Origin of the sequence: Rhodococcus sp. NPDC076796 (assembly GCF_040702765.1) — a bacterium.
Classification (GTDB): Bacteria; Actinomycetota; Actinomycetes; order Mycobacteriales; family Mycobacteriaceae; genus Rhodococcoides.
In genome coordinates, this window is sequence record NZ_JBFBMS010000001.1 from 577,603 (window position 1) to 601,923 (window position 24,321).

The following is a 24,321-nucleotide window of genomic DNA, read 5'->3' on the forward strand; positions in this document are numbered from 1 at the left end:
CAACAACAGGTCCGATGACCGAGCGGAACGACAAGAAGGACAGACATGATGAACAGCACACGGCCGGATCTCGACGAGGTGGCCGCGCAGGACTACGACCTCGTCGTGATCGGTGCGGGTATCAACGGGGCCGCGATCGCCCGCGAGGCCGCTCTACAGGGCAGCCGAATCCTGTTGATCGACAAGGGAGATTTCGGCGGCGGCACGTCCAGTTGGTCGAGCAGGCTGATGCACGGCGGTCTGCGCTATCTCGAATTCATGGAGTTCGCACTGGTACACGAATCGTTGCGGGACCGTGAGGCTTTGTTCGGCATCGCGTCGCATCTGGTCAAACCGTTGCCGTTCGTCGTTCCGCTCTACGGCCACAACCACAAGCCGGGCTGGATGATGCGTGTGGGTATGGCCATGTACGACGGCCTGTCGTGGAAGAAGTCGGTACCTCGACACCGCAGGCTCAACAAGAAGGCAATGGCCGTCGAACTTCGCGGTCTCGACACTGCCTCCCTCGAAGGCGGACTGCACTACTACGACGGGCAGGTCGAGTTCGCCGAGCGGTTGGTGGTCGAAAACGTGCTCGACGCCGCACGTCGTGGCGCGATCGTACGCAACCACACTCGCGCAGCAGGATTGATCACTGAAGGGTCGAAGGTCACCGGCGTCGATCTGATCGACGAACTCACCGGACACACGGCCTCGGTGCGCTGCAGCGTCGTGGTCAATGCGGCCGGACCGTGGGTGGACGATGTTCTCGTCGGTTCTGCACCGTCGGTCGAGCGATTGATCGGTGGCACCAAGGGAACTCACGCAGTTGTCGGACCGTTTCCCGGCGCACCGACGTGTGCGGTCTACTACGAGGCTCGCTCGGACAATCGGGCCATTCTCGTCATCCCGTGGCGAGGGCACTATCTGATCGGCACCACCGACGACCGCTTCGACGGCGACCTGGACACCGTCGCGGCAACGCAGAACGAGATCGACTACATCCTCTCCGAAACCAACGAATTGATCCCGGGGGCAGGGCTGACACGCGAGTCGGTGGTGATGACCTACGCGGGTGTTCGGCCGCTGCCGTACCAGGCGGACGGTGATACCCGGGCCATCTCACGCAGTCACGACATCGTCGCCCACGAGGATCTGCAGGGCCTGATCTCCGTGGTGGGCGGCAAGCTGACGCCGCACTTGTCGTTGGCAGAGGAAACTCTGACGATGGTCTACGGCCGGATGAAGCTGCGCAAGCCGACTTTCTATGCCCGCAGCATGCCACTACCGGGTGCCGGGCCCGATCCAGCCCACGCCTTGCGTTCGGCCGCAACCGAACTCGGCCTCTCCGACGTGCTCGTCGATCGATTGGTTGCCGTCTACGGAAGTCGAGTCGAGGAACTGCTCGACTTGGTTCGGTGCGAGCCCGAGTTGGCCGAGGTCGTCGGCCGCGGACGGGGTTCGTTCCTCGCCGCCGAAGTCATCCTTGCCCTTCGAGAGGAGTATGCCGTCACACTGGCCGATATCCTGCACCGCCGCATCATGATCGGCATCGAACCCGGCGTGGACGAGGGGGCTGCCGAGGCCGTGGGGCGAGTTCTGGCGCAGTTCGCGGGCTGGTCCCCCGAACACGTCGCACGGGACATTCAGGAAAACGCGAAGTACGTCAAGCGTCTGACTTCCTGCACGCGCCGCTCCATAGCGGCCGAACCCGAGAACGAGGTGTCGTACTCGACGAGCAGTCACTGATCGACGGGTTTGCACGCCCCCACTCCCGTCGCGTCAATGGGCCACTGCATACGTCTGAGCGCTGCAAAGTGCCATTCACGCATTACCGAGGTGCGCGTGAATGGCACTTTGCATACGTCTGGACCGTGCAAGGGTCCATTGACGCGAGAGCGAGCGAAGCGGTCCGCTATGCCACGCGGGCTTTGGATCGCGGGGTCCATTCGTAGACCCCGGCCTCGGCTCCGTGGTGCAGGGAGAGGTCGATGGCGTCGAGGATTGCCTGTCGCGGTCCGGGCCGTCCGAGTTGCTTGGCACTGATGGCCAGGCGCACCACTCCGTCACGGCGAGCGGTGCGGCCTGCGCCGAGTACCAGAGCCTTGAACCACCAGGGTTCGGCTTTGAATCCTTCGCCGATTCCCCATACCCGGGCGCGAACGGTGCCGTCCCGGTCGAGGTCGTGAATACCGTTCAACGCAGCCAACATTCGGAATCCCGCGTCCGGGAGTGCTTCCACGGCACCGGGTGAGGCGATCCAGCGCGGAGCGGCGAACACTCGGGTGCGCAGGCCGGTCTGTTCCATGACGCGGTCGGCGGCCATCAGTCGAAGTCGGGCTTCGTGACGCGGCAGTGCGGAGAACTCGGACCGTCGACGCTTCGTCGCGGCCTGGTCGTAGCCGTGCAGAACGATCGCGTCGCCTCCGTCGCGTCGCGCCCGCAGCCATTCCTGGGTGGGCACGTCCGCTGCGAGACGGTATTTGTCCTTCAACCGAGGCGCGACGAGCAGGGACAGCGGGACGCTTCGACCGTCCAGAATCCGCGCGAATTCGGCGGCGTGCTCGTAGGTGTCGTTCTTGATCCCGCTCACCGACACGATCAGACGTCCAGACATGACTCGAGCCTCGCACACCAGCGTGAACGAGGCTCGAAGTCGATGCAGACAGAAGCTAAACGGACATCGTTTCCTTCGGCAGGATCTTGTCGATCGCTGCGAGCACCTCGGGGGCGTCCGGCTCGGTGCGCGGACGGAAACGGTTGGTGACGACGCCGTCGGGCGAGATCAGGAACTTCTCGAAGTTCCACTGGACGTCTCCGGACTTGCCTTCGGCGTCCTCGGTCTTGGTCAGCTCGGCGTACAACGGGTGCTGGTTGTCACCGTTGACGTCGACCTTCTCGGTCATCGCGAAGGTGACGCCGTACGTGGTGGAGCAGAAGGTTTCGATCTCCTCTGCGGTACCGGGTTCCTGGCCACCGAATTGGTTGCAGGGCACTCCGACGACCGACAGGCCGCGAGAGGAGTAGTCGTTGGCGAGCTTCTCGAGCTTTTCGTACTGCGGGGTCAGTCCACACTTGGATGCGACATTGACCACGAGCACGGCCCGTCCGGCGTACTCGTCGAGCGAGGTGGGCGCACCACCCAGCGTGTTGATGCCGATGTTCTGAACTTCAGTCATCACCCGAACTTACCTGTGAGTACCGACAGAATGGAACCGACGTACAAAAGCAAGTACGACCCCGCTGGTGGCGGGGTCGTACTTGCGTTCTTCCGAACCGGGCGACGGGGGGATGCGCGGCGCCCGGCAGGTATTACGCCTTGGCGGCGGACTTTTCGATGATGACCTGCTTGTCGGCAGGTCGATCGTCCTCGGGGAGGTGGTCGTCGACCATGGTCTCCTCGTCGAACGGCAGCTTGCCGTCGAGAACGGTGTTGACCCGATCGTTGTCGATCGTCTTGGTCCAGGTGCCGACCAGCAGCGTGGCGACGGCATTGCCGGAGAAGTTGGTCACTGCGCGGGCCTCGGACATGAAGCGGTCGATTCCGACGATGATCGGGACGCCGTCGAGGAGCTGAGGAGCGTGACTTTCCAGACCACCGGCCAGCGTGGCCAGACCTGCTCCCGAGACTCCTGCCGCACCCTTCGAGGCGATGATCATGAAGAGGAGGAGCGAGAACTGCTCGGGGAGCGAGAGCGGCAGGTTCATGGCGTCGGCGATGAAGATCGAGGCCATCGTCAGGTAGATCGCGGTTCCGTCGAGGTTGAACGAGTAGCCGGTGGGGACGACGATGCCGACGGTGGTGCGCTCGACTCCGACGTGCTCCATCTTGGCGATCAGACGCGGCAGGGCCGACTCGGACGAGCTGGTGGCGACGATGAGCAGGTACTCACGGGCCAAGTACTTGACCAGCTTGAAAATCGAGAATCCGGAAACGAACTTCAGGATCAGGCCGAGGAAGAAGAAGACGAAGATGAAGCAGGTGATGTAGAAGGCCAGCATCAGGGTGCCGAGCTGGATCACGGCGTCGAAGCCGGTCTTGCCGACGACACCGGCGATGGCACCGAACGCACCGATCGGGGCGAGCCAGAGGATCATGGTCAGGATGCGGAAGACGAGCTTCTGTACTGCGCCGATGCCCTTGAGGATGCCTTCGCCGCTCTTGCCCATGGCCTGCAACGCGAAGCCGACCAGGATGGCGACGAAGAGTGTCTGCAGAACCGAACCTGCGGTGAGCGAGGACAACAGCGACGTCGGAATGATGCCGGCGATGAAGTCCATCGTGCCGCCCGCGGCTTCGGCGTCGGCCGCATACTCCGAACCTGCGCCCGCAACGGGGATGTTCAGGCCGTCACCGGGCTGGATCAGGTTGCCGACGACCATGCCGATGCCGAGCGCGATGGTCGACATGGTGAGGAAGTACGCCAGTGCCAGTCCGCCGACTCGTCCGACGCTGGCTGCGGCGCGGACCGATCCGATGCCGAGGACAATGGTGCAGAAGATGACCGGGCTGATCATCATCTTGATCAGGCTGACGAACAGTGTGCCGAGAACTGCCAGCTCGACGCCGAAGTCCTTCCACAGCAGGCCGACGGCAACACCTGCGATCACGGCAATGATCACGGCGATGTAGAGCCAGTGAGTCTTGTCGCGCTTCTTCTTGGGCTCGGTGGGCGGATTGTCGAACCGCTCGGCATCGATGGTTGTCATGAATGTTCCTTCTGGTTTCTGGTGAAGCGCGAGTCGAACTGGCTGACTTCGTGACTACTGGGAGTGGAGTGAGGTGGATCACGCCTGCTGAGAGATGATGTTGCTCGACGCCGTGACTGGAGTCACCTATACGTTCATTTCGTTCACACCGACTGTTCTTGCGCGAAAGGAATCCGTTGTCCGCCAAACGTCCGCTGAGTGTCGCCGGCCAGGTGTTGGTGTTGCAGCTCGTCGTCATCGGCGTCGTCGTGTTCGCCGGCGGCATCCTGACGGTGCTCAACGAGCGGTCCAACAGCGACGACGCGACCCGACGCGAAGTCACGGCAGTTGCCGTGAGCATCGCCAACGAACCGTCGACGCCTCTTGCGATCGAATCCGACGATCCGACGTCGCGTCTGCAGCCGGAAACGGAGAAGATCCGTCAGGTCACCGGTGTCGATTTCATCGTCGTGATGGCACCGGATCGCACGCGTTTCACGCACACGACCGTCGACCTGATCGGTAAACCGTTCAGCGGCAACATCGATCGCGCCTTGTTGGGCGAGACGTTCACCGAGACGTACGTCGGTTCACTCGGGCCGTCGATCCGGTCGGTCACCCCGGTCACAGATACGGAAGGTGAGATCGTCGGCCTCGTTTCCGCCGGCGTCACTCGCCAGAAGATCAGTGATCAGTTCTTCCAGGGCCTGCCGCTCATCATCGGGGTCGTACTCGCCGCCTTCGTCGTCGCAGCAGCGGGATCGACGCTGCTCAGCCGCCGGCTCAGGCGTCAGACACTGGGAATGGCACCGGCGGAACTGCGCACGATGTACGAGCATCACGACGCGGTGCTGCACTCGATCGGTGAAGGCTTGCTAGTGTTCGGCCGCGGCGACGAAGCCGAGCTGGTCAACGACGAGGCCCGACGCCTCCTCGATCTGCCCGAGGGCCCGGTGTCGTTCGAGTCGTTGCCGGAGTCGATGCAGCAGATGGACACCGGCATCGTGCGCGGCGAATTGCATCTGACGAAGGATCGCGTACTCGTCGTCAATCAGGATCCGGTGATGTGGGAGGGCCGACGCCTGGGCAATGTGCTGACGATTCGCGATCAGACCGAATTGCGTTCGTTGATGGGTGAATTGGACTCGGTGCGCAGCTTCGCGGAGTCGCTGCGTTCGCAGGCTCACGAGTCGGCGAACAGGCTGCACACCGTCATCACCATGGTCGAGCTCGGCCGACCCGAGGAGGCAGTCGAATTCGCGACGGCCGATCTGGAACTCTCGCAGGCCCTCATCGATCGTCTGATGAACGCGGTGAGCGAACCTGCGCTCGCTGCGCTGCTGCTGGGCAAGGTCAGTCAGGCCGCCGAGCAGGGCGTGGAACTGACGATCACCGACGACACGGCGATGGAGCACGAGGGTGTGCTCACGGCACGTGAATTGGTCACGCTGGTAGGCAATCTGATAGACAATGCCATCGATGCCTCGAAAGAATCCGACCAGCCGTGGGTCGAAGTGACGGTCCGTGACGCCGATGGTGAACTCGTCGTCAGAGTCGCCGACAGTGGTCCAGGAATGCCGCCGGAGACGCTCAAAGCTGCTCTGCGGCGCGGCTACTCGACCAAGTCCGGCTCCCGCGGCCTCGGCCTGGCCCTGGTGACCCAGGTGATCGGTCGCCATCGCGGCACCTTGACCTCGGAAGTGACGTACGGGTCGGTCCTCGTTGCGACCATTCCGGGATCGCTCTCGTGATCCGCGTCCTGATCGTCGACGACGAACCGCTCATCGCCGAGGCGCACAAGACGTACGTCGAGCGCACCCCGGGCTTCGAAGTGGCCGGGGTGGCGCACACCGGAGCGTCGGCCATGCGCTTCGCCAGCACCGAGGCCGTCGATCTGGTGTTGCTCGATATCGGTCTGCCCGACGCGAGCGGTATCGACGTGGCGGCAGCTCTCGGCGGTCTACGCCCGAGTCCCGACGTCATCGCCATCACCTCCGAGCGCGATCTGTCGGTGGTGCGTTCGGCAGTGGCACACGGCATCGTGCTGTATCTGCTCAAGCCCTTCACGTTCGCTGCGTTTCGAGACAAGCTCGAGCGCTACCGCGAATTCCATGCTGCGTTGCCGGCCGGGGAGAACGCGTCGAGTCAACGCGATATCGACCGCGCCATGGCGCATCTACGGACGGCCGACGAACGCGTCTCGACACCCAAGGGCATTGCCCCGCAAACGATGGACGGCATCAGCGCGAGCATCAAGGAAGCGGCCGACGGACTCAACGCATCCGAGGCCGCCAAGGTCGTCGGAGTCTCCCGAGTGACGGCCTGGCGCTACCTCGAGCGACTGGCCGACGACGGACTGGTCACCCGGCACACCGAATACGGCAAGGCCGGGCGACCGCAGGTCCGCTACGTGTGGCGTTGACATTCATGTTTTAAGGTGCACCGATTCAACTCCGCGCAGCTTCCAATGGAGAACGCACGACAGCGCGTTGATCGATCAGGCTTGAGTGGTCGATTGCCCGGCCACCGCAACCTACCCTAGAGCAACGTCCTATCCACGAGGCACGCTAACTCAGCGCCCGGCTCGCCACAGACCCTTGAACTCAGGAAATTACACGCCGACCACCACTCCAGGCCAAATCTTATCGCCATATCGTTTGACGTTATTCAACGTCAGACAATCGGCCCCAAGTTCTTCCCCTTCCGTGACAGACGTCAGCTCCAAGAGCAGAAACTTGCTGACGTTTGGAAACCCCGAGCCCAACCATTTGCTTGAACTAAGAGACCAGAAAACCTTTGAGCAAGTGTTCCGCAATGAAACTATTACTTGGCCCGACTGCAGCATCAACTAACTACCCACCGTCACCCCTTTAGCATTACGATCAAGTTTGCGTGACCGGTGGACAGGAAAGCCATTCATGCGGTAGCTTAACCCCCAACTAGCCTGCAGCACAGGCACAAAGTGCATCCATGCGAGCGAAGGTGTGAGATGACCAGCAACGATAAAGTGGCCGCATTGAGTGCACTATATGAAGCGGAGCGATCCGACCTGGCAACAATTTCAGGAAACGCGCTTCACTTGTCCAACCTATCGCTCGCTTACATGGCCGGAGCGGCCGCTGTCTGGGCTACCCGCGGTGATGATATCCCGTGGGAAATCGCACCGTGGCTACCAATTCCAGTTTGGGCATTCCTAGGATTCCACGTCTTGATAATTGCAAAAGTTTGGGTCCACAACATCTCCATCGAAGCACTCGAAATAGAGCTAATCGAAGAGGCTGATCTGCCCGGAGGAAACAGGAAAGCGGTCGGACGTAACGCCAGTCGAACAGTCGTCGATCTGCCAGACCTTTGGAACCGTGAACGCTGGCCATTCGCCGCAGCAACTTTACTCTCCTATGGGGGTGGAGCGGTAATTGCAATCTCTTTTGCGGTAATTAGCATTTCGCAAGCCTGGCTCAACGGCGCATGGCCATACGCAGTGCTGTCAACTTCCATCAACCTGGCATGTATGTTGACGATAACCATCGCATGGGTCTACGTCTTCAAGATCAAGAAGGCCCGAGTTGTAACCTGGAATTACCACACCAGATAGCAGGTCAATTAGACAAATCAGTACCGCTACGCAAATAGTTGGCACTTTACCCAGTAATCTAGAATAGAATGCATAAACCACCTGATAAGCAAAGATGCTTACAACTGATTCACGACCTCAGCCTCAAGGCGAGCCGGACTCGGCATCGTAAACGCGGTGTTAGAGCGAGTGTCGCGCGTCATGGTCACAAGAAGCTCTCAACAGGAACGGTCTTTAACGTCGCTTCCACCTCCGAGTCGATCCAATTGACTAATTCGACAAGGTGGTCGCCGACGTCTGCACCTAAATTTACCGCCGAGGCAAGTGAGCCCTTGATCGATTCGAGATGCTGCCTGTCGATTCCTAGCACTTCCGTTTGAACATTTGACTCTAGCTGCGCCGGATCCGCTGTTTTGGTAATCAGCACTGTTGGCAAGTACCGTTCTATTCCAACGAACTTCTTGCCCAGCTCAGGGTTACATAGTGAACTCGGGCAGACAATTGCCCTGGAGTACGGATGCGTCTGCAACGTCGAGTCGAGTCTGGCCACTTTCCCGCCGTCTTCCCAATCTTTTAGAGCCAAAATGAATGCAGAATCAGGCCGCGCGCTCAACGCCTTCTGATTCATCTGGAAATATTTCTGCAACGCATCACCCGATGATCCAATTTCAAAGTCCTCATCAGGTGAAATTAGACGCCACCTTGGACGCAAATTTGCCTTCCGAATAGCTGCGGATAGGTAAATTTTGTCAGATTTACCCTCTACAACCACCAAAGGGTCGTCCGTATAAGTCACCAAAGGATGCCGATACGACGTAATTCGCGCTTTTGCCGAGTGCGCGATCGCGTCACGGCTAGTGGTCCGATCAGCCTTCGATCCCGTGGGGGATCCCGACACAATCAAAGTCTCGGAGGCCGATCTAATAAAGTCGTCGTCATGAGTTGTGATCAGAGCCTGCCGCCGGTCCGACTCAGTGTAAATCCTCAAATCGTCGGCAAATCGCGTGCGCAAGCCTGCATGCAAAAAGGACTCCGGCTCCTCAAGGCCCCAAATACTTGCCTGCACCCATCCGAACCTCCTCTGGCGTGCGATCTTGTCCTGCAGCTGAAGAAAGTGCAGCAAAGTAAAGGCTTGAGCTCCCGAACCCTCCTGCGTTAGGTCGTGAATTATGTCTGCGCCCGCGATCGCATTCATACCCAAATCGAACGCAAGATCACCAAGGTCTTTGGGCACAGCCGCGCTAATCGTTAAACCATCGATGCCCTTAGAAACAGACTGCGAAACTGGACCGAACATTTGATTAGCTGCAGCCGTGAGATGGTCGAGAAAGTCTCCCGATTGTTTGTAATTATTTTTCCAACTCTTCATTATCTCCGGTCGCATGATCTCCAGAATTTCGGCGACTTTATCGGCTGGGCGAATATGATTCGACACATAGTGGTACTTTACCGAACGGACGATTGCTGTTACCGCCGCCACATCACCGTCCGAAAATGCTGGCTTCTGATTGTCGATGTCTGGGCCGAATGTGGTATTGCACTGCAGAGACCCACTTGGCGCAACCGACCATTCTTTGTAGATCGAAATGGATTCGTTCAAGTCATTGGCCTTGAAAAATGCCTGGTTTCCCTTGAGGCCGAAGCTCGAAGGATATTCGAGCTGCACGCCCACACCGATTTTTTTCTTAGTTTTGCTTGGGAGATGAGCACTTAGGTCTTTCGAGAAGTCCAAAGATTGTCCATCGATCGAATCGTTGAAGAACAAGTCCAGCGCGCGCAAGACGTTAGACTTTCCTGCCGAGTTCAAACCAATTATGGGTACAGTGTCGCCGCTTGTCTCGAACCATGACTTGCGAAAGGATCGAAAATTCTCGATGTAAATGCTAGAAACAATCGTCCCCATACTCAAAATCTCCCTGATCTTTCGGCGTCAGCACGAATCGCAGTACGCGCGGACTACTCAAACAACGCGTGGCGGCTTTCGTTTCCGCCAAGAACGCTATCCGATTTTTGCCTGCCCCCCCTTGCGAACGCAGGATATCTGCTTCGAAAGTTTAACTCGAACAGACAGTTCGCGTGCAAAATTCACTAATTCGAAGACGCAGTTCCTCAATCTACGAAGTTCTATGCACGTGCGCCGGAGGCGCTCACGATCCAGGCATACTCGAAGGCCGCTTCTTTCCATTTCTCGTAGCGTCCGCTGACTCCTCCGTGTCCGGCGCTCATTTCGGTCTTGAGCAGCAGGTCCGAGTCACCGGTCTTCGTTGCACGCAGGGCAGCAACCCATTTGGCGGGTTCGACGTAGAGGACGCGGGTGTCGTTGATGGACGTGATCGCCAGGATCGACGGGTAGTCCTTGGCCTCGACGTTCTCGTAAGGGCTGTACGACTTCATGTACTCGTAGACCTCCTTGTTGGCCAACGGGTTTCCCCATTCGTCCCATTCGATGACCGTCAGCGGCAACGACGGGTCGAGGATGGAGGTGAGCGGATCGACGAACGGAACGTTGGCGAGGATGCCGTTGAACAGCTCCGGTGCCATGTTGGCCACCGCTCCCATGAGCAGTCCGCCTGCGCTGCCGCCGTCGGCGACCAGGTGTTTCGGTGAGGTGCGTCCGGTGTCGATGAGATGCTGTGCGGCAGCGATGAAGTCGGTGAAGGTGTTCTTCTTCTTCAGCGTCTTGCCGTTGTCGTACCAGTGCCGACCCATCTCGCCGCCGCCGCGTACGTGTGCGACGACGAAGACGATGCCGCGGTCGAGCAACGACAACCGGGCAACCGAGAACGACGGGTCCATCGAGGCCTCGTACGATCCGTAGCCGTAGAGGAGCGTCGGCGCAGGGCCGTCGGGCACATCTTTGCGCCGGATTACCGACAGCGGAACCTGAGTTCCGTCCGGCGCGGTGGCCCAATCACGGTGCTGCACATAGTCACCGGCATCGAACTTCCCCAGAACCGGCTGCGATTTGCGGAGCAGCAGTTCGCCACTGGCGATGTCGAGGTCGTAGACCTGGCCGGGGGTGATGAACGAGGTGTACACCATCCGCAGCAGCGGCTGATCCCATTCCGGGTTCGAGCCTGCGCCGACGGAGTAGAGCTCCTCCTCGAATTCGAGCTCGCGGTACTCGCCGTACCCCTCGTCGGTCAGTGGCCAGATCGCCATGCGCGTCAAGGCTTCTCGACGGTAGGTGAAGATCAGGTGGCCGGCGAACGCATCGATGTCCTCGACCCGAACGTCGTCGCGATGCGGAACCAGAGTGCGCTGGTCGAGTGGGTCCGAGACCGGTGCCTCAGCGAGCAGGAAGTTCTCGGCTTTCTCTCCCTCGGTGCCCCAGCCGTTCACCGAGCCGTTGTGGGTGATGAGGAATCGATCCTCACCGGCCACGACGGCGTGTTCGATGCTGTATTCGACGCCGTCCGTGCGCGGCAGCACGACGCGGAACTCGCCTTCGGGATCGGTGGATTCGAGCACGAGGCACTCGGAGGTGATCTTCGAACCGACCCAGATCATCAGGTACTTCTCGCTGCGGGTGGAACCGAAACCGACCCAGTAACTTTCGTCGGGCTCGTGGAAGACCTTGACGTCCTCAGCTTTTCCGAGGGTGTGCCGCCAGACGGTGTCGGGACGCCAGGACTCGTCGACCGTCAGGTAGAACACGTGGGTGGCGTCGGCCGTCCAGGTAGCTCCGGGCGCGACGTTCTCGATGGTGTCGGCGAGCAGCTCGCCGGTCTCGAGGTTCTTGAAGCGCAGCGTGTAGCGCTCGTCGCCCTCGGTGTCGGTGGAATACGCCAGCAGCGTGCCGTCGAGGCTGATCGAGAACGCGCCGAGAGAGAAGAAGTCGTGACCCTTCGCTTCTTCGTTGGCGTCGAGCAGGATCTGCTCACCGGGGACGTCCACGTCGGACGAGAGCGTGGGCGGAGTCCAGTCGTCGGCAGAGTCGACGGGGCAACGGCATTGGAGTCCGTAGGACTGCCCCTCGACGGTGCGCGAGTAGTACCACCACTGCCCCATCCGCGTCGGCACGGACAGGTCGGTCTCCTGGGTTCGCGACTTGATCTCGTCGAAGATCTTGCCCCGCAACGACTCCAGGCCTGCGGTCTGCTGCTCGGTGTAGGCGTTCTCGGCTTCGAGGTAGGCGATCACCTCGGGATCGTCCTTGGCTCGCAGCCACTCGTAGTTGTCGATGAACGTATCGCCGTGGTGGGTGCGCTCGTGTGGCACCGTCTTGGCAACGGGTGGGGTGATCGTCATGGTGTGACCCAATCGTCGAAGTTCAGGCCCGAGATGCGCTCGTAGGCCTCGATGTAGCGGCTGCGGGTTGCGGCGACGATGTCGTCCGGCAACGGTGGCGGTGGAGTGTCGGAGCTGCGATCCCAGCCGGATTCGCCCGTCAACCAGTCGCGGACGAACTGCTTGTCGAAGCTGGGCTGGACGCGACCTTCCTGGTACGAATCGGCGGGCCAGTAGCGTGAGGAATCAGGAGTGAGAACCTCGTCGGCGAGGACGAGGTTGCCGTCGGCGTCGGTACCGAACTCGAACTTGGTGTCCGCGAGAATGATTCCGCGTTCCAGGGCGAAGTTTGCTGCGCGCGAGTAGATCTCGATGGTGTCTTCACGCAACTTGAACGCGAGTTCGGCACCGACCTGCTCGACGGCCTGGTCGAAGGTGATGTTCTCGTCGTGATCGCCCAGTTCGGCCTTGGACGCGGGGGTGAAGATCGCCTCGCCGAGCTTGCTGGATTCCACGAGCCCGGGGGGAAGCTGCACGCCGCACACCGCTCCGGTCGCGTTGTAGTCCGCCAACCCGGATCCGGTGAGGTAGCCGCGCGCGACGCATTCGATCGGCACCATGTTCAGCTTCTTCACCACCAGGGCGCGGCCGAGCAGTTCGGCGGGAATGCGTTCGTCGAGCGGATCGCCGGCCAGATGGTTGACGCCGCCGAGCTCCTCGAAGAAGAACACGCTCATCGCCGTCAACACGCGTCCCTTGTCCGGGATCGGGGTGTCGAGGATGTGGTCGTAGGCCGAGATTCGGTCGCTCGCGACGAGCAACAGATGCGCGTCGTCGATCGTGTACAGATCGCGGACCTTGCCGCCGGCCAGATGCTCGTAGCTACTCAGTGATGGTCGCACGGTGTTCAACACTATCTGGGCCGGTGGCCGCGGGGGTGCCGGCAGGCATCAGACTGGTAGCCGTGGCAACGAAAAACACGACATCGGATGTCGGATTCCGCTCCGAACGCGGACCGATACTGGTTGCGCTGATGCTCAGCACGTCTCTGGTCGCCCTCGATGCGACCATCATCGCCACGGCGGTACTGTCCATCGTCGACGACCTGGGCGGGTTCACGCAGTTTCCGTGGCTGTTCTCCATCTATCTTCTGGCGCAGGCGGTATCGGTGCCGCTGTACGGCAAACTGGCCGACCTGTTCGGCCGCAAGAAGATCATGCTGTTCGGCATCGCGGTGTTTCTGCTCGGCTCCATCCTGTGCGGCCTCGCCTGGAGCATGCCCGCCCTGATCGCCTTCCGGGCGGTCCAGGGCCTCGGCGCTGGTGCCGTGCAGCCGATGGCCATCACCATCGCCGGCGATATCTACACCCTGGCCGAGCGCGCCAAGGTGCAGGGCTACCTGGCCAGCGTTTGGGCGATGTCCTCGGTACTGGGCCCGGCACTCGGCGGTGTCTTCTCCGAGTTCCTCACGTGGCGCTGGATCTTCTTCGTCAACATTCCGCTGTGCGCGCTGGCCGCGGTGATGCTGTGGCGCAAGTTCGACGAGGGAGCCGTCGAACGCACCAAGCCCAAGATCGACTACCTCGGTGCCGGGCTGCTGACGGTGGGCGCAGCGATGGTGCTGCTCGGGCTGCTCGAGGGCGGACAGTCCTGGGCCTGGAACTCCCCCGTCAGCATCGCCATCTTCGCTGCCGGAGTCTCCTTGCTGGCCGCGTTCGCGGTGGTTCAGACCAAAGTCGAGGAGCCGATCCTGCCGCTGTGGGTGTTCACGCGCCGGGTCCTGGTGGTCAGCAGTACCATTTCGCTGCTCGTCGGCGCTCTGATCCTCGGCTTGACGTCCTACGTTCCGACGTTCGTGCAGGGCGTGCTCGGCACCGGCGCGATCGTCGCCGGCTTCGCGCTGTCCACCCTCACACTCGGCTGGCCCATCGCAGCATCCCTCTCCGGACGGGTGTACCTCCGGTTCGGTTTCCGCACCACGGCACTCATCGGTGCCTCCATCGCGGTCGTCGGAGCGGCATTCGCCACCGGCCTCGGTGCCGGTTCACAGGTGTGGCAGGTCGGCGCGGTGTGCTTCGTGATCGGCCTCGGTATGGGCCTGATCGCCAGCCCCACTCTCATCGCCGCCCAGTCGAGCGTCGAGTGGTCCGAGCGCGGCGTCGCCACCTCGACCAACATGTTCGCCCGCTCCATCGGCAGCGCAGTCGGGGTCGCGGTGTTCGGTGCCATCGTCAACTCACGCATCTCCGACGACCCGAGCCCCGAACAACTGTCCGACGCCATCCATCCGGTCTTTCTGGGTGTCCTGGCGGCGGCAGCGGTGATGGCCGTCGCGGCACTGTTCATGCCCAAGCGTGGCGCGGAGCCGACCCGATAGCGTCCCTTCGGTAGCTTTTGCGCATGGCCCTCATTCATCAGGCGACGCTCGTTCCATCGAAACTGGACGCCATCGCAGCGTGGCTTCCGACGCAGGAGTGGTATGCCCGTCGGGATATCACCGGACTCGAGGCCGTCGCCGCGTATCGGTTCGACGATCCCGACGGCGAGGTCGGTATCGAGACACATCTCCTGCGTTCGGCGTCGGGCATCGTGTTTCAGGTACCCCTGACGTACCGCAGCGCACCGCTGGCCGGGGCAGACGCTTATCTCGTTGCCACGTTGGAACATTCGGTGCTCGGCACACGCTGGTTGTACGACGGCGTCGGCGATCCGGTGTACGTGGCGGTCACCACCGCGGCCATCGTCGAGGGCACTCGTCAGGCAGAGCTGGTGGTGCAGGCGGCCGACGGTTCTCGATCGGTGCGTGAGTCCACCACGCAGGTGTGGGGTTCCGGTGGAAGCGCCTTGACGTCACCCCACCTGCAGGTCCGGCGCGTGATCGATGCGACTCCGACCGAGCTGCCCCATCTGCTGGGTACCTGGCCGGGCCAGGACGAGCCGATCGTGCTGGTGGAGTTGCGAAACTAGTCCGACGAACCCGCGAACCAGTGCACCGGCGATGTCACGGAGACCTCCACGGAAGTACCGGGAGCGAATCGGTCGGCGGTTCGGGCGATGGCGCGAAGCAGGAGCCCGGTATCGCTGTGCCGCAGGGTCACCGAGGATTCGGGGCCGGTGAAGAACTCGTGTTCGACGACGAATGCGCCGTCCTTGCGCTCCGAGACCGCCAGCTGCTCGGGCCGGAGCAACGCCTGCCCGTTTCCTGTCGCTCGGGTGGTGGACTCGAGACGCCCGAGGACGGTGTCGACGTGGCCGCCCTGGGCCGCAGCGTCGACGAAGTAGGCGTCGCCGACGAAGCGCGCGACCGCGGGTGTGGCGGGTCGCTCGTACACCTCACGCGGGGTGTCGATCTGGGCGCAGCGACCACCCAGCAGCACGGCAACTCGATCGGCAGTTCCGAGGGCCTCGGCCCGGTCGTGGGTGACGAGGATCGACGCGGTCTTGCTGGACTGCAACAGCTCTCGTACGTCCTGACGAATCGAGGTACGCAGCCCCGCGTCGAGGGCGGCGAACGGCTCGTCCATCAACACCACCGACGGAGCCGGCGCGAGCGCACGCGCCAACGCGATGCGCTGCTGCTGACCACCCGAGAGCTCGCTGGGCTTGACCCCACCGGCATCGGGTAGTCCGACGAGCTCGAGCATCTCGTCCACGCGTTGTGCGCGCTCTCCGCGACCGGACAGGTATGGCCGCAGAAACCCTGCACGCAAACCGAATTCGATGTTCCTCCGTACCGTCAGGTGCGGGAAGAGCCCACCTTCCTGCGGCATCAGGCCGATCTCCCGCTTCTCCGGTGGCACCTGAATCTGGCCCGCCACCGAGATGTCCCGACCGTCCGAGGTGATTCGGCCCGCGTCGATGCGGTGCAGCCCCGCAATGGATCGCAACAGGGTCGTCTTGCCGCAGCCGGAGGGGCCGAGAACGGCGAGCATCTCGCCGTCGCCGAGGTCGAGATCGATGCCGTGCAGCACGGCCGTACTGCCGTACGAGGCAACGAGTCCGGAAATCACCATGCTCATGGCAGTGCTACTCGCTTCCGCGTCGTGCGCCCCAGCGCCCGTGTCAGGACGACCGTAGGGACCACCGAGATCAGGATCAGGGCCAGGGCGTAGGGAGCCGCCTCGCCGTATCGGAACGCCTCGGTGGTGGACCACAGCGTAGTGGCGAGCGTATCGACTCCCCGAGGGCGCAGCATCAACGTCGCAGGTAGCTCCTTGGCGACGGTCAGGAACACCAGAGCAGCACCGGCGGCGATGCCGGGGGCCGCGATCGGAATCGTCACTCGAAGGTCGGTACGCATCCGACCCGCGCCCAGGGTCCGTGAGACATCCTCGAGGACAACGGGAGTGGCGTCGACGACCGCTCTCGTGCTGCCGACGGCCAGCGGCAGAAACAGCACCACGTATGCCAATACCAGCAGCACCGCTGTCTGGTAGAACGACGGCAGAAACCTGATTCCGAGGAAGACCGTGGCGAGCCCGACGGTGATACCCGGTAGTCCGTGCGCGATGTAGGTGGACAACTCGGCACCGCGGGCGGCCCTCGACGTGGATCGGGCCGCGAACAGTGCGACCGGCAGCGCCAGCACGGCCACCACCACCGCGGCGGTCGCGGAGTACTGAACGGTCTTGGCCGTGACGGCCAGCACGTCCACCCAATCGAAGGTGAACCGCAACGACCGGCTCAGCCATCGCGCCAAGGCCAGTATCGGTACCACCACCGACAGAGTCAGTGCCGCAACGACAACGGCCAGAGCCGGGATGCGCCACCGGCCGAGGACGATCGGCTCGGCCTGCCGGTCGGTTCCCGATCCCACCCTCGCCGTGGCGCCGCGTCGGGCACGCCGTTCGAGGAGGGTGAGCACCAACGCGCCCACCACGAGGACCAGTCCGAGGACGGCGGCAGCGGTGCGATCGAGTCCCCCGCGGTACGCACTGTAGATGCCGAGGGTGAAGGCGTCGTATCGCATCAGAGCCACCGCCCCGAAGTCACTGATGGTGTACAGCGCGACCAGCAGCGCGCCTGCTGCCGCGGCGGGAACCACGCGACGGCACTCGACGGTCAGCGCCGTGCGCACAGCGCCTCGACCGAGGGTTCGAGAGACCTCGGCCAACGATGGGTCCGCGGTGGCGAACGCCGCGGACACCGGCAGCATCACCAGCGGGAAGCAAGACAACGTGAGCACCAGGGCTGCACCGGAAAACCCTGCCAACGAGGGGAACTCGGCGATCCACAGGTACCCGGACACGTACGACGGGATGGCGAGTGGAGCTGCGAGGACCATCGCGAAGAAGCGTCGCCCCGGCAGATCGGTACGGACGGTCAACCACGCCAGCAGAGTCCCGACCACGACCGACGCGACGAGCACGGTGAGCGTCAGGGTTGCCGTGCGGATGGCGAGGTCGAGTGTGCGTTGCCGAAGGAGCAGTCCCAGAACCTTCTCGGTTCCGCCGTCGAACGCTCGAACGAACAGGTACACCAAGGGCGTCAGCGTCAGCGCTCCCACGCACAACGCGGTCGTCCCGAGAACGGGACGACCGCCGAAGTGGCGCCGCCGAAGCGGCTGGAGTGCAGAGCCGAGCACCGACTAGATGATTCCGACGTCGGTGAGGAGAGTCTGGGTGGCCTCGAGGGACGAGAGCTGACCCAGATCGAGATCGGTCGAGCCCAGCTCGGACAGCGGCGGCAGGTCGTAATCGGAGGTGACTCCGTCGATGACGGGGTATTCGGCGGTCTCGTTCGCGAAGTAGGTCTGCGATTCGGTCGAGAGCAACTCGCGCACGAAGTCGAATGCCGCTTCCTGGTTGTCCGAGGCAGCCAGCACACCGGCACCGGCGACGTTGATCAGCGCGCCGGGGTCACCGGGCTCGAAGTAGTGCAGCTCGACCGGGGCGTCGTCGCCGTTCTCTTCCTTGAAGGGGTACCAGTAGTAGTGGTTGGTCAGACCGGCGGAGACCTGTCCGTCGTTGACGGCGGTCAGCAGCGGGCCGTTGCCCTCGAAGGCGACGGGCTCGTTGGCGACGAAGGCTTCGAGCCACGTGCGGGCTCCGTCTTCGCCGCGCTGCACACGCAGGGCGGTGACGAAGGCCTGGAAGGACGCATTGGTCGGTGCGTAGCCGATCTGTCCGCGCCAGCGGGGATCGAGCAGACCGTCGATACCGGTCGGCAGATCGCCGGCCTGCACCGAATCGGAGTTGTAGGCCAGCACGCGGGCCCGGGCGGAGGTGGCGACCCAGGTGCCGTCGGCACCGCGGTACTGCTCGGGAACGAGGGAGAGGATGTCCTCGGGCAGCGGTGCGAGAGTGCCCGCCTCGTCGAGGGCACCGAGTGCTCCTGCGTCCTGACCGTAGAAGACGTCTGCCGGGGTCGCGTCGCCCTCTTCGAGGATCTTTGCGGCCTGGGCGTTGGTGTTGCCCGAGTAGTCGACCTCGATGCCGCCACCGATGCGCTCGATCAGTGGGTCGACGAGCTCTTCACCGCGGCCGGAGTACACCACGAGTGCGGACTCGGCGGTGGCGGACTCGGAGGTGGACGTGCCTTCGTCGGACGAGCCTTCCGAGCTGCATGCGACGAGACCGAGGGCGAGGGTTGCGCTGAACGAGAGCAGCGCCAAACGGCGAACGGTGAACACGGTTCTCCTGACGAAAACGGGTCATTCGGACAATTCGATGAAAGTACACCACAAAGGTGAGGCTCAGCTACTTTCCCTCCGGGATTGAACGTCCGGCCGCCCGGGCATTCGCGCCCCATGACTTCTCGCGTACTCGTCACCGGTGCCAGCATTGCCGGTCCCACCGTGGCTTTCTGGCTGGACCGGGCAGGCTTCGAGGTCACCGTCCTCGAACGCGCACCGCAACTGCGACTCGGCGGCCAGAACATCGACGTTCGCGGCTCCGGCCGCGAGGTACTGCGGCGCATGGGCCTGGACGCAACCCTCCTCGCGAACGGCACCACCGAGAAGGGCACCCGCTTCGTCGACGACGCCGACGCCACCATCGCGGCCTTCCCGGCCGGCGACGGATCCCACGACGGCCCGACGGCGGAGTTGGAGATTCTGCGCGGCGAGTTCGCGCGGATTCTGGTCGAATCCGCCGGACCGCGAACCGAGTATCGCTACGGCGATCGCGTCGTCGACGTGGCCCAAGATGCCGACGGAGTCGATGTGACATTCGCGTCGGGACCGTCCGAGCGATTCGATCTGGTTCTCTTTGCCGACGGAATCCGCTCCAGCAGCAGGGAACTGGTGTTTTCCGGAGAGGCCACGACCACACCCGTCGGCCTGTACACCGCCTACGGCGTACTGCCGAAGGGACCGAGCGACGACGGCTGGTGGCGCTGGTACAACGCGCCCGGATCCCGAGTGGCGAATCTACGACCGGACAACCTCGGCACGACGCGGTTCAGCCTCTCCTGGGTGTCCGACGCCGGCGGGTACGAGGGAGCGTCGGACGAACAGGTCTTTGCTGCGCTACGAGCGCAGTTCGCCGGTGTCGGTTGGGAAGTGCCCCGGATCCTGGACTCGCTGGGACCGGACTCGGAACTGTACGTCGACTATCTGGCGCAGGTGAAGGCCCCGCGCTGGTCGAAAGGCAGAATCGGCATGCTCGGCGATGCCGCCTGGTGCGCAACTCCGTTGTCCGGCATGGGCACAACGTTGTCGGTCACCGGCGCGTACGTGCTCGCCGGCGAACTCGCACGGGCGAGTGATCATCGCGCCGGGTTCGAGGCCTTCGAGGCGCGCATGCGTCCGTTCGTCGATCAGGCGCAGAAACTCCCACCCGGCGTTCCTCGCGTCGCGCATCCGAAGACCTCGGTGGGAGTGGCCGCATTCCGCACCGTACTGCGCCTGGCCGGATCCAAGCCGGTGCAGTCCGTGAGCAGCAAGTTCCTCGGTCCCGACGCGGCGACACTCGAGCTGCCGGACTACGAGTTCGACAACGCAGGCTAGAGCCCCACCCGCTCGAGCAGCGCGTCGAAGGCCTCGCTGGCCTCCTGCTCGGAACGGCCGGATTCGATGACGCCGTTGTACACCGCCAGCGCCTCCTCCTGATATTGCTTGTATTTCTCGAGCCACTTCTCCGAATCGGCGCGCCAGTATCCGATGATGTCGAAATACGCGATCTCGTAACCCAATTCCTTGCGGAAATGCTTGCGCACCCGACGCGAGGACGACGCCTCGCCGGCGAACCACACGTACCCACGTCCCTCGGGCACGGGGTAGGCCAGCGCCGCGTCGTCGAGAACGCTTGCGCTGTCGCCGTTTCCGGATCCGATGCGCCAGTCGAACGTGACGTCGGCCAGGGTCTCGAAGGATTGGATGTCGCCGCGTTCGAGAACCTCGACAATCGCGTGCGCCCGCATTCCTGCGGGCAACTGCTCGACGAGTCGGCCGAGCGCGGGCAACCCGGTCATGTCCGCGACCAGCAGCAGCCATTCGACATCGGCGGGCGGTGAATACCAGGATCGCGGGCGGGTGAACAGCACGGTCTGCCCCGGGACGGCCTGCTGGGCCCAGGTGGATGCGACACCGCCCTCGTGTGCGAAGAAGTCGATGGTCAGCTCACCGCGCTCCGGATCGAGACGACGAATGGTGTAGTTGCGACCCTCTGGGGCGTCGTCGAGACCGTGGAACCACCAGAACCCGTCCACCTCGGTCATCGGCGGCGGGACAGCTTCGCCTGCCCGGGGAAAATAGACTCCGACGCATTCGTCGGGCACACCGAGCGTGCGGTAGCCGGCGACATGTTCGCCGCCGAACGTCACGCGCACCATGTGCACCGTGAGTCGTTCCACCGCAACGACGTCGGCGTAGTAGAAGCCACGCGGTTGTTCACTCATCTTCGTCCTCGATACATATCTCGACGTAACTCCTGCGAGAAACCCTCAGGCTGACTCGGAGCCGTTCTTCCTCGACTCTAAACTAAGCCTTGCCTAGCCTGCGACCGACCACCTTGGGGATCACCAACGGAGTGTGTGATTCCGGATCATCGATGATGCGACACGGCAGCCCGAAGACCGCCTCGACCAGCTCGGCGGTGACGACGTCGGCGGGCGCGCCCTCGGTGACCACCGCGCCGTCCTTCATCGCGATGATGTGGTCGGCGTACCGGCAGGCGTGATTGAGGTCGTGCAGTACCGCCACGAGGGTGCGGCCGTTCTCGCGGTTGAGAGTGGCCAACAGGTCGAGCAGCTCGATCTGGTGGGCGATGTCGAGAAAGGTGGTCGGCTCGTCCAACAGCAACAGCGGCGTCTGCTGCGCCAGAACCATTGCCACCCAGACGCGTTGCTGCTGCCCGCCGGACAGTTCGTCCACCGGACGAGCAGACAGCGATGTCACCGCCGTTGCGTTCATGGCCTCGATCACCGCGGCTTCGTCCGTCGTCGACCACTGCCTGATCAGCTTCTGATGCGGATAGCGGCCCCGCGCAACGAGATCGGCCACCGAGATACCGTCGGGTGCGATGGAAGTCTGCGGAAGCAGGCCGAGGCGTCGGGCAACTTCTTTCGCGGGATACGACGAGATCGCCTTCCCGTCCAGCAGAACGGTTCCGTGCGAGGGCTTCAGCAGCCGCGAAAGTGCCCGCAGCAGAGTCGACTTACCGCAGGCATTCGGTCCGACGATGACGGTGAACTTGCCGTCGGGAATCTCGACGGTCAGGTTCTCACTGATGACGCTCTTGTCGTATCCGACCGTGATGTCGTCGGTGTGCAACCGAGGCTTCGTCACTGCTTCCTGCCTTCCCGCGCCAACAACCACACGAAGTATGCGCCGCCGACCGATACGGTCACCACACCCACCGGCAGCTGAGTGGGAGCGAAGGCGCGCTGCGCAACAACGTCGCTCACGACCAGCAGCAGCGCTCCCATGCACGCGGCGGGCACCATCGCCACTGACGAGGTGCCGGTGAGGCGGCGCGCCAGCTGCGGCGCGGCGAGGGCGATGAACGAGATGGGCCCCGCCGCCGCGGTGACCATCGCGATCAGCGCAACACCCAGGAACACCAGCATCAGACGGGTCGGCTCGGCGCGCACACCGAGCGCCCTCGCTGCATCGTCCCCCATCTCCAACATCGGCAGCCGACGCGAGAGCACCGCCAAGCCCGACGCGATGACGACCGACACGGCCAGCACGGGCCCCACCAGCGACCATCCAAGCCCGTTGAGGGTGCCCGCACCCCACACGGCGGCCGCGATCGCGTCGTCCAGGTCGGCCCTGATCACGAGCCAGGTGTTGACCGAGGCGAGGACGGCACTGACGGCGATCCCGACGATGATCAACCGAAAGCCCTGCACCCCGCGCCGGTACGCGAGCAGGTAGACCACGGCCGCCGTCGCGAGTCCGCCGACGAGCGCGCCCGCTCCGGTCCGGTAGTAGCCGCCACCGAGGGCGAGGATGACCACGAGAGCGCCGGTGTAGGCACCGGTGCCGAATCCGATGATGTCCGGGCTGCCCAACGGATTTCGCGTCAAGGATTGAAAGACCGCTCCCGATACGCCGAGGGCGGCTCCGAACAGGAAGGCCAGTGCCACTCGGGGAAAGCGCCACTCCATCACCACGATCTCGGTGAGGCGCGGCGCGTCGCCGAACACCGCGGCGAGCACCTCGTTCGGCGGAATGTAGTAGTCGCCGGTACCGACCGCGACGACGGAGACCATCACCGTCACGAGAAGCAAGGCCGCGCAGACGCCCACTGTTCGGATGTCGATGCGGCCGTCCACTCGGTCCCGCACTCGCACGACCCACAGCCTTCGGCCGAAATCGATGTCGCCGCCGCGTTGTTCACGGGTCACAGTCCGCTCGCCTTCTTCCGGCGAACCAGCACGATCAGCACCGGTGCGCCGACGAACGCGGTGACGATACCGACCTGCAGCTCCCCCGGCCTGATCACGATGCGTCCGACCACATCGGAGAGCAGCAGCAAGCCCGGTGCCGCGAACACCGTGTAGATCAGAATCCAACGCTGGTCCGGTCCGACGAACCACCGCACCATGTGCGGAATCATCAGTCCGACGAATCCGATGGGCCCGGCCGCCGCCGTCGCAGCGCCGGCGAGCAGAGTCACTGCGACGACACCGACGATTCGCGTACGAATCACATTCGCCCCCAACGACTGGGCCAGATCGTCGCCGAGCGCAATCGCATTGAGGGGACGTGCGATCAGGGCAGCCAGGAAGACTCCGAGCGCGATGAACGGGGCGACCTCGGACGCGATGTCCAGACCTCGACCGGCCAACGACCCGGCTCCCCAGAACCGCATCCTGTCGAAGGCATCCGGATCGAGCAACAGCATGCCCGAGGTGACGCCGCCCAGTACCGCACCGAGCGCAATTCCGGACAGTGTCAAGCGAATCGGAGTAGCTCCTGCTCGCCCCAGCGACCCCAGTGCGTACACCACGATCGTGGCGACCACCGCCCCCGCGAACGCGAACCAGATGTAGGACCCGATGCCGGTGACACCCAGCACGCCGACGGCGAACGCGACGAAGAACGCCGCCCCGGCATTGACGCCGAGAATTCCCGGGTCGGCCAGCGGATTTCGCGTCATCGCCTGAATCAGCGCACCGGCCACCCCGAGGGCAATCCCGACGAGCAACCCCAGAACCGTACGCGGGAGCCGCAGTTCGCGGACGATCACGGATTCGGTGGATCCGTCGGCGTGCAGCAGCCCGTGCCACACCTGACCGATCGGGATGTACTCGGTGCCCACCGAAATGCTCACCAGGCACAGCACTGCCAGAACACCGACGACGACGAACAACCCCGCGGCGCGACGCGCATCGGTGCGAGCGAGACCACCGGCGAGAGCCGGAACATCTCGCTGTTCCGGCTCGTCGCCCACGCTCGTCCT

Annotated in this window: 20 protein-coding genes; 7 read left to right on the forward strand and 13 right to left on the reverse strand. The window is 63.2% G+C overall.

What is annotated here, in order from left to right; translation table 11 throughout:
- The first annotated feature begins 48 nt into the window (after window positions 1–48).
- Window positions 49–1,728, forward strand: coding sequence for a glycerol-3-phosphate dehydrogenase/oxidase (locus AB0366_RS02810; RefSeq protein WP_366242604.1), 1,680 nt, complete (start codon window positions 49–51; stop codon window positions 1,726–1,728).
- Window positions 1,729–1,894: 166 nt separating this feature from the next.
- Here AB0366_RS02810 and AB0366_RS02815 read toward each other — a convergent pair whose 3' ends face one another.
- The 3 genes from AB0366_RS02815 to AB0366_RS02825 form a co-directional block, all read right to left on the reverse strand.
- A complete protein-coding gene (locus AB0366_RS02815; RefSeq protein ID WP_366242605.1) occupies window positions 1,895–2,596 on the reverse strand; it encodes a DUF2334 domain-containing protein in 702 nt (233 codons plus the stop codon).
- 55 nt (window positions 2,597–2,651) lie between these two features.
- Window positions 2,652–3,158: a glutathione peroxidase gene (locus AB0366_RS02820; protein ID WP_121870819.1), complete on the reverse strand. Its 507-nt coding sequence runs from the start codon at window positions 3,156–3,158 to the stop codon at window positions 2,652–2,654.
- Between the two features lie 133 nt (window positions 3,159–3,291).
- The gene (locus AB0366_RS02825; RefSeq protein WP_121870820.1) at window positions 3,292–4,689 is read right to left on the reverse strand and encodes a cation:dicarboxylase symporter family transporter; all 1,398 of its coding nucleotides are present in this window, start codon (window positions 4,687–4,689) and stop codon (window positions 3,292–3,294) included.
- Between the two features lie 176 nt (window positions 4,690–4,865).
- On the opposite strand from AB0366_RS02825, the gene AB0366_RS02830 reads away from it, so the two are divergent.
- The 3 genes from AB0366_RS02830 to AB0366_RS02840 all read left to right on the forward strand — a co-directional run bounded on the left by AB0366_RS02830 (window position 4,866) and on the right by AB0366_RS02840 (window position 8,263).
- A complete protein-coding gene (locus tag AB0366_RS02830) occupies window positions 4,866–6,419 on the forward strand; it encodes a sensor histidine kinase (protein WP_366242606.1) in 1,554 nt (517 codons plus the stop codon).
- Window positions 6,416–7,090: a response regulator gene (locus tag AB0366_RS02835; protein ID WP_366242607.1), complete on the forward strand. Its 675-nt coding sequence runs from the start codon at window positions 6,416–6,418 to the stop codon at window positions 7,088–7,090. Before AB0366_RS02830 ends, AB0366_RS02835 begins: the two co-directional genes overlap by 4 nt.
- A gap of 567 nt (window positions 7,091–7,657) precedes the next feature.
- Window positions 7,658–8,263, forward strand: coding sequence for a hypothetical protein (locus tag AB0366_RS02840; protein ID WP_366242608.1), 606 nt, complete (start codon window positions 7,658–7,660; stop codon window positions 8,261–8,263).
- A 184-nt stretch (window positions 8,264–8,447) separates the two neighbouring features.
- Here the strand turns inward: AB0366_RS02840 and AB0366_RS02845 are convergent, their stop codons facing one another.
- The 3 genes from AB0366_RS02845 to AB0366_RS02855 all read right to left on the reverse strand — a co-directional run bounded on the left by AB0366_RS02845 (window position 8,448) and on the right by AB0366_RS02855 (window position 13,374).
- Window positions 8,448–10,145 (reverse strand): AAA family ATPase, encoded by a 1,698-nt coding sequence (locus AB0366_RS02845; RefSeq protein WP_366242609.1) that lies wholly within the window; start codon window positions 10,143–10,145, stop codon window positions 8,448–8,450.
- Window positions 10,146–10,366: 221 nt separating this feature from the next.
- Window positions 10,367–12,493, reverse strand: coding sequence for a S9 family peptidase (locus AB0366_RS02850; protein WP_366242610.1), 2,127 nt, complete (start codon window positions 12,491–12,493; stop codon window positions 10,367–10,369).
- Window positions 12,490–13,374 carry a phosphoribosylaminoimidazolesuccinocarboxamide synthase gene (locus AB0366_RS02855; protein ID WP_366242611.1) on the reverse strand — a complete coding sequence of 295 codons (885 nt, stop codon included), beginning with the start codon at window positions 13,372–13,374 and terminating at the stop codon, window positions 12,490–12,492. Before AB0366_RS02855 ends, AB0366_RS02850 begins: the two co-directional genes overlap by 4 nt.
- 62 nt (window positions 13,375–13,436) lie before the next feature.
- Between AB0366_RS02855 and AB0366_RS02860 the strand changes: the two genes are divergently transcribed.
- Window positions 13,437–14,849, forward strand: coding sequence for an MDR family MFS transporter (locus tag AB0366_RS02860; RefSeq protein WP_366242612.1), 1,413 nt, complete (start codon window positions 13,437–13,439; stop codon window positions 14,847–14,849).
- A gap of 23 nt (window positions 14,850–14,872) precedes the next feature.
- The gene (locus AB0366_RS02865; RefSeq protein ID WP_366242613.1) at window positions 14,873–15,439 is read left to right on the forward strand and encodes a hypothetical protein; all 567 of its coding nucleotides are present in this window, start codon (window positions 14,873–14,875) and stop codon (window positions 15,437–15,439) included.
- Here AB0366_RS02865 and AB0366_RS02870 read toward each other — a convergent pair.
- From AB0366_RS02870 to AB0366_RS02880, 3 genes are read right to left on the reverse strand one after another with little or no spacing between them, the layout of a single operon-like run.
- On the reverse strand, window positions 15,436–16,491 hold the full coding sequence (locus tag AB0366_RS02870; RefSeq protein WP_366242614.1) for an ABC transporter ATP-binding protein: 1,056 nt from the start codon (window positions 16,489–16,491) through the stop codon (window positions 15,436–15,438). The genes AB0366_RS02865 and AB0366_RS02870 overlap by 4 nt on opposite strands.
- Entirely contained in the window at window positions 16,488–18,056 is a 1,569-nt protein-coding gene (locus AB0366_RS02875) for an ABC transporter permease subunit (protein WP_366242615.1), read from the reverse strand. Before AB0366_RS02875 ends, AB0366_RS02870 begins: the two co-directional genes overlap by 4 nt.
- Window positions 18,057–18,059: 3 nt before the next feature.
- The gene (locus AB0366_RS02880; RefSeq protein ID WP_366242616.1) at window positions 18,060–19,103 is read right to left on the reverse strand and encodes an iron ABC transporter substrate-binding protein; all 1,044 of its coding nucleotides are present in this window, start codon (window positions 19,101–19,103) and stop codon (window positions 18,060–18,062) included.
- Between the two features lie 117 nt (window positions 19,104–19,220).
- Here AB0366_RS02880 and AB0366_RS02885 point away from each other — a divergent pair, with 117 nt between their 5' ends.
- Window positions 19,221–20,420: an FAD-dependent monooxygenase gene (locus AB0366_RS02885; protein ID WP_366242617.1), complete on the forward strand. Its 1,200-nt coding sequence runs from the start codon at window positions 19,221–19,223 to the stop codon at window positions 20,418–20,420.
- On the opposite strand, the gene AB0366_RS02890 is transcribed toward AB0366_RS02885, so the two are convergent.
- The 4 genes from AB0366_RS02890 to AB0366_RS02905 form a co-directional block, all read right to left on the reverse strand.
- Entirely contained in the window at window positions 20,417–21,310 is an 894-nt protein-coding gene (locus AB0366_RS02890; protein WP_121870827.1) for a siderophore-interacting protein, read from the reverse strand. The genes AB0366_RS02885 and AB0366_RS02890 overlap by 4 nt on opposite strands.
- 82 nt (window positions 21,311–21,392) lie before the next feature.
- Window positions 21,393–22,199, reverse strand: a complete 807-nt coding sequence (locus AB0366_RS02895; protein ID WP_121870828.1) for an ABC transporter ATP-binding protein — start codon at window positions 22,197–22,199, stop codon at window positions 21,393–21,395.
- A complete protein-coding gene (locus tag AB0366_RS02900) occupies window positions 22,196–23,263 on the reverse strand; it encodes an iron chelate uptake ABC transporter family permease subunit (protein ID WP_366242618.1) in 1,068 nt (355 codons plus the stop codon). The genes AB0366_RS02895 and AB0366_RS02900 overlap by 4 nt, the downstream gene beginning before the upstream one ends.
- Window positions 23,260–24,312: an iron chelate uptake ABC transporter family permease subunit gene (locus tag AB0366_RS02905; protein ID WP_366242619.1), complete on the reverse strand. Its 1,053-nt coding sequence runs from the start codon at window positions 24,310–24,312 to the stop codon at window positions 23,260–23,262. Before AB0366_RS02905 ends, AB0366_RS02900 begins: the two co-directional genes overlap by 4 nt.
- Between the last annotated feature and the right edge of the window lie 9 nt (window positions 24,313–24,321).

Excerpts from the sequence above, each read along its gene's own strand:
- AB0366_RS02825 (WP_121870820.1), bottom strand. The coding sequence starts at position 4,689 with ATGACAACCATCGATGCCGAGCGGTTCGACAATCCGCCCACCGAGCCC.
- AB0366_RS02820 (WP_121870819.1), bottom strand. The coding sequence starts at position 3,158 with ATGACTGAAGTTCAGAACATCGGCATCAACACGCTGGGTGGTGCGCCC.
- AB0366_RS02890 (WP_121870827.1), bottom strand. The coding sequence starts at position 21,310 with ATGAGTGAACAACCGCGTGGCTTCTACTACGCCGACGTCGTTGCGGTG.
- AB0366_RS02845 (WP_366242609.1), bottom strand. The coding sequence starts at position 10,145 with ATGGGGACGATTGTTTCTAGCATTTACATCGAGAATTTTCGATCCTTT.
- AB0366_RS02870 (WP_366242614.1), bottom strand. The coding sequence starts at position 16,491 with ATGAGCATGGTGATTTCCGGACTCGTTGCCTCGTACGGCAGTACGGCC.
- AB0366_RS02865 (WP_366242613.1), top strand. The coding sequence starts at position 14,873 with ATGGCCCTCATTCATCAGGCGACGCTCGTTCCATCGAAACTGGACGCC.
- AB0366_RS02815 (WP_366242605.1), bottom strand. The coding sequence starts at position 2,596 with ATGTCTGGACGTCTGATCGTGTCGGTGAGCGGGATCAAGAACGACACC.
- AB0366_RS02840 (WP_366242608.1), top strand. The coding sequence starts at position 7,658 with ATGACCAGCAACGATAAAGTGGCCGCATTGAGTGCACTATATGAAGCG.
- AB0366_RS02850 (WP_366242610.1), bottom strand. The coding sequence starts at position 12,493 with ATGACGATCACCCCACCCGTTGCCAAGACGGTGCCACACGAGCGCACC.
- AB0366_RS02810 (WP_366242604.1), top strand. The coding sequence starts at position 49 with ATGAACAGCACACGGCCGGATCTCGACGAGGTGGCCGCGCAGGACTAC.
- AB0366_RS02885 (WP_366242617.1), top strand. The coding sequence starts at position 19,221 with ATGACTTCTCGCGTACTCGTCACCGGTGCCAGCATTGCCGGTCCCACC.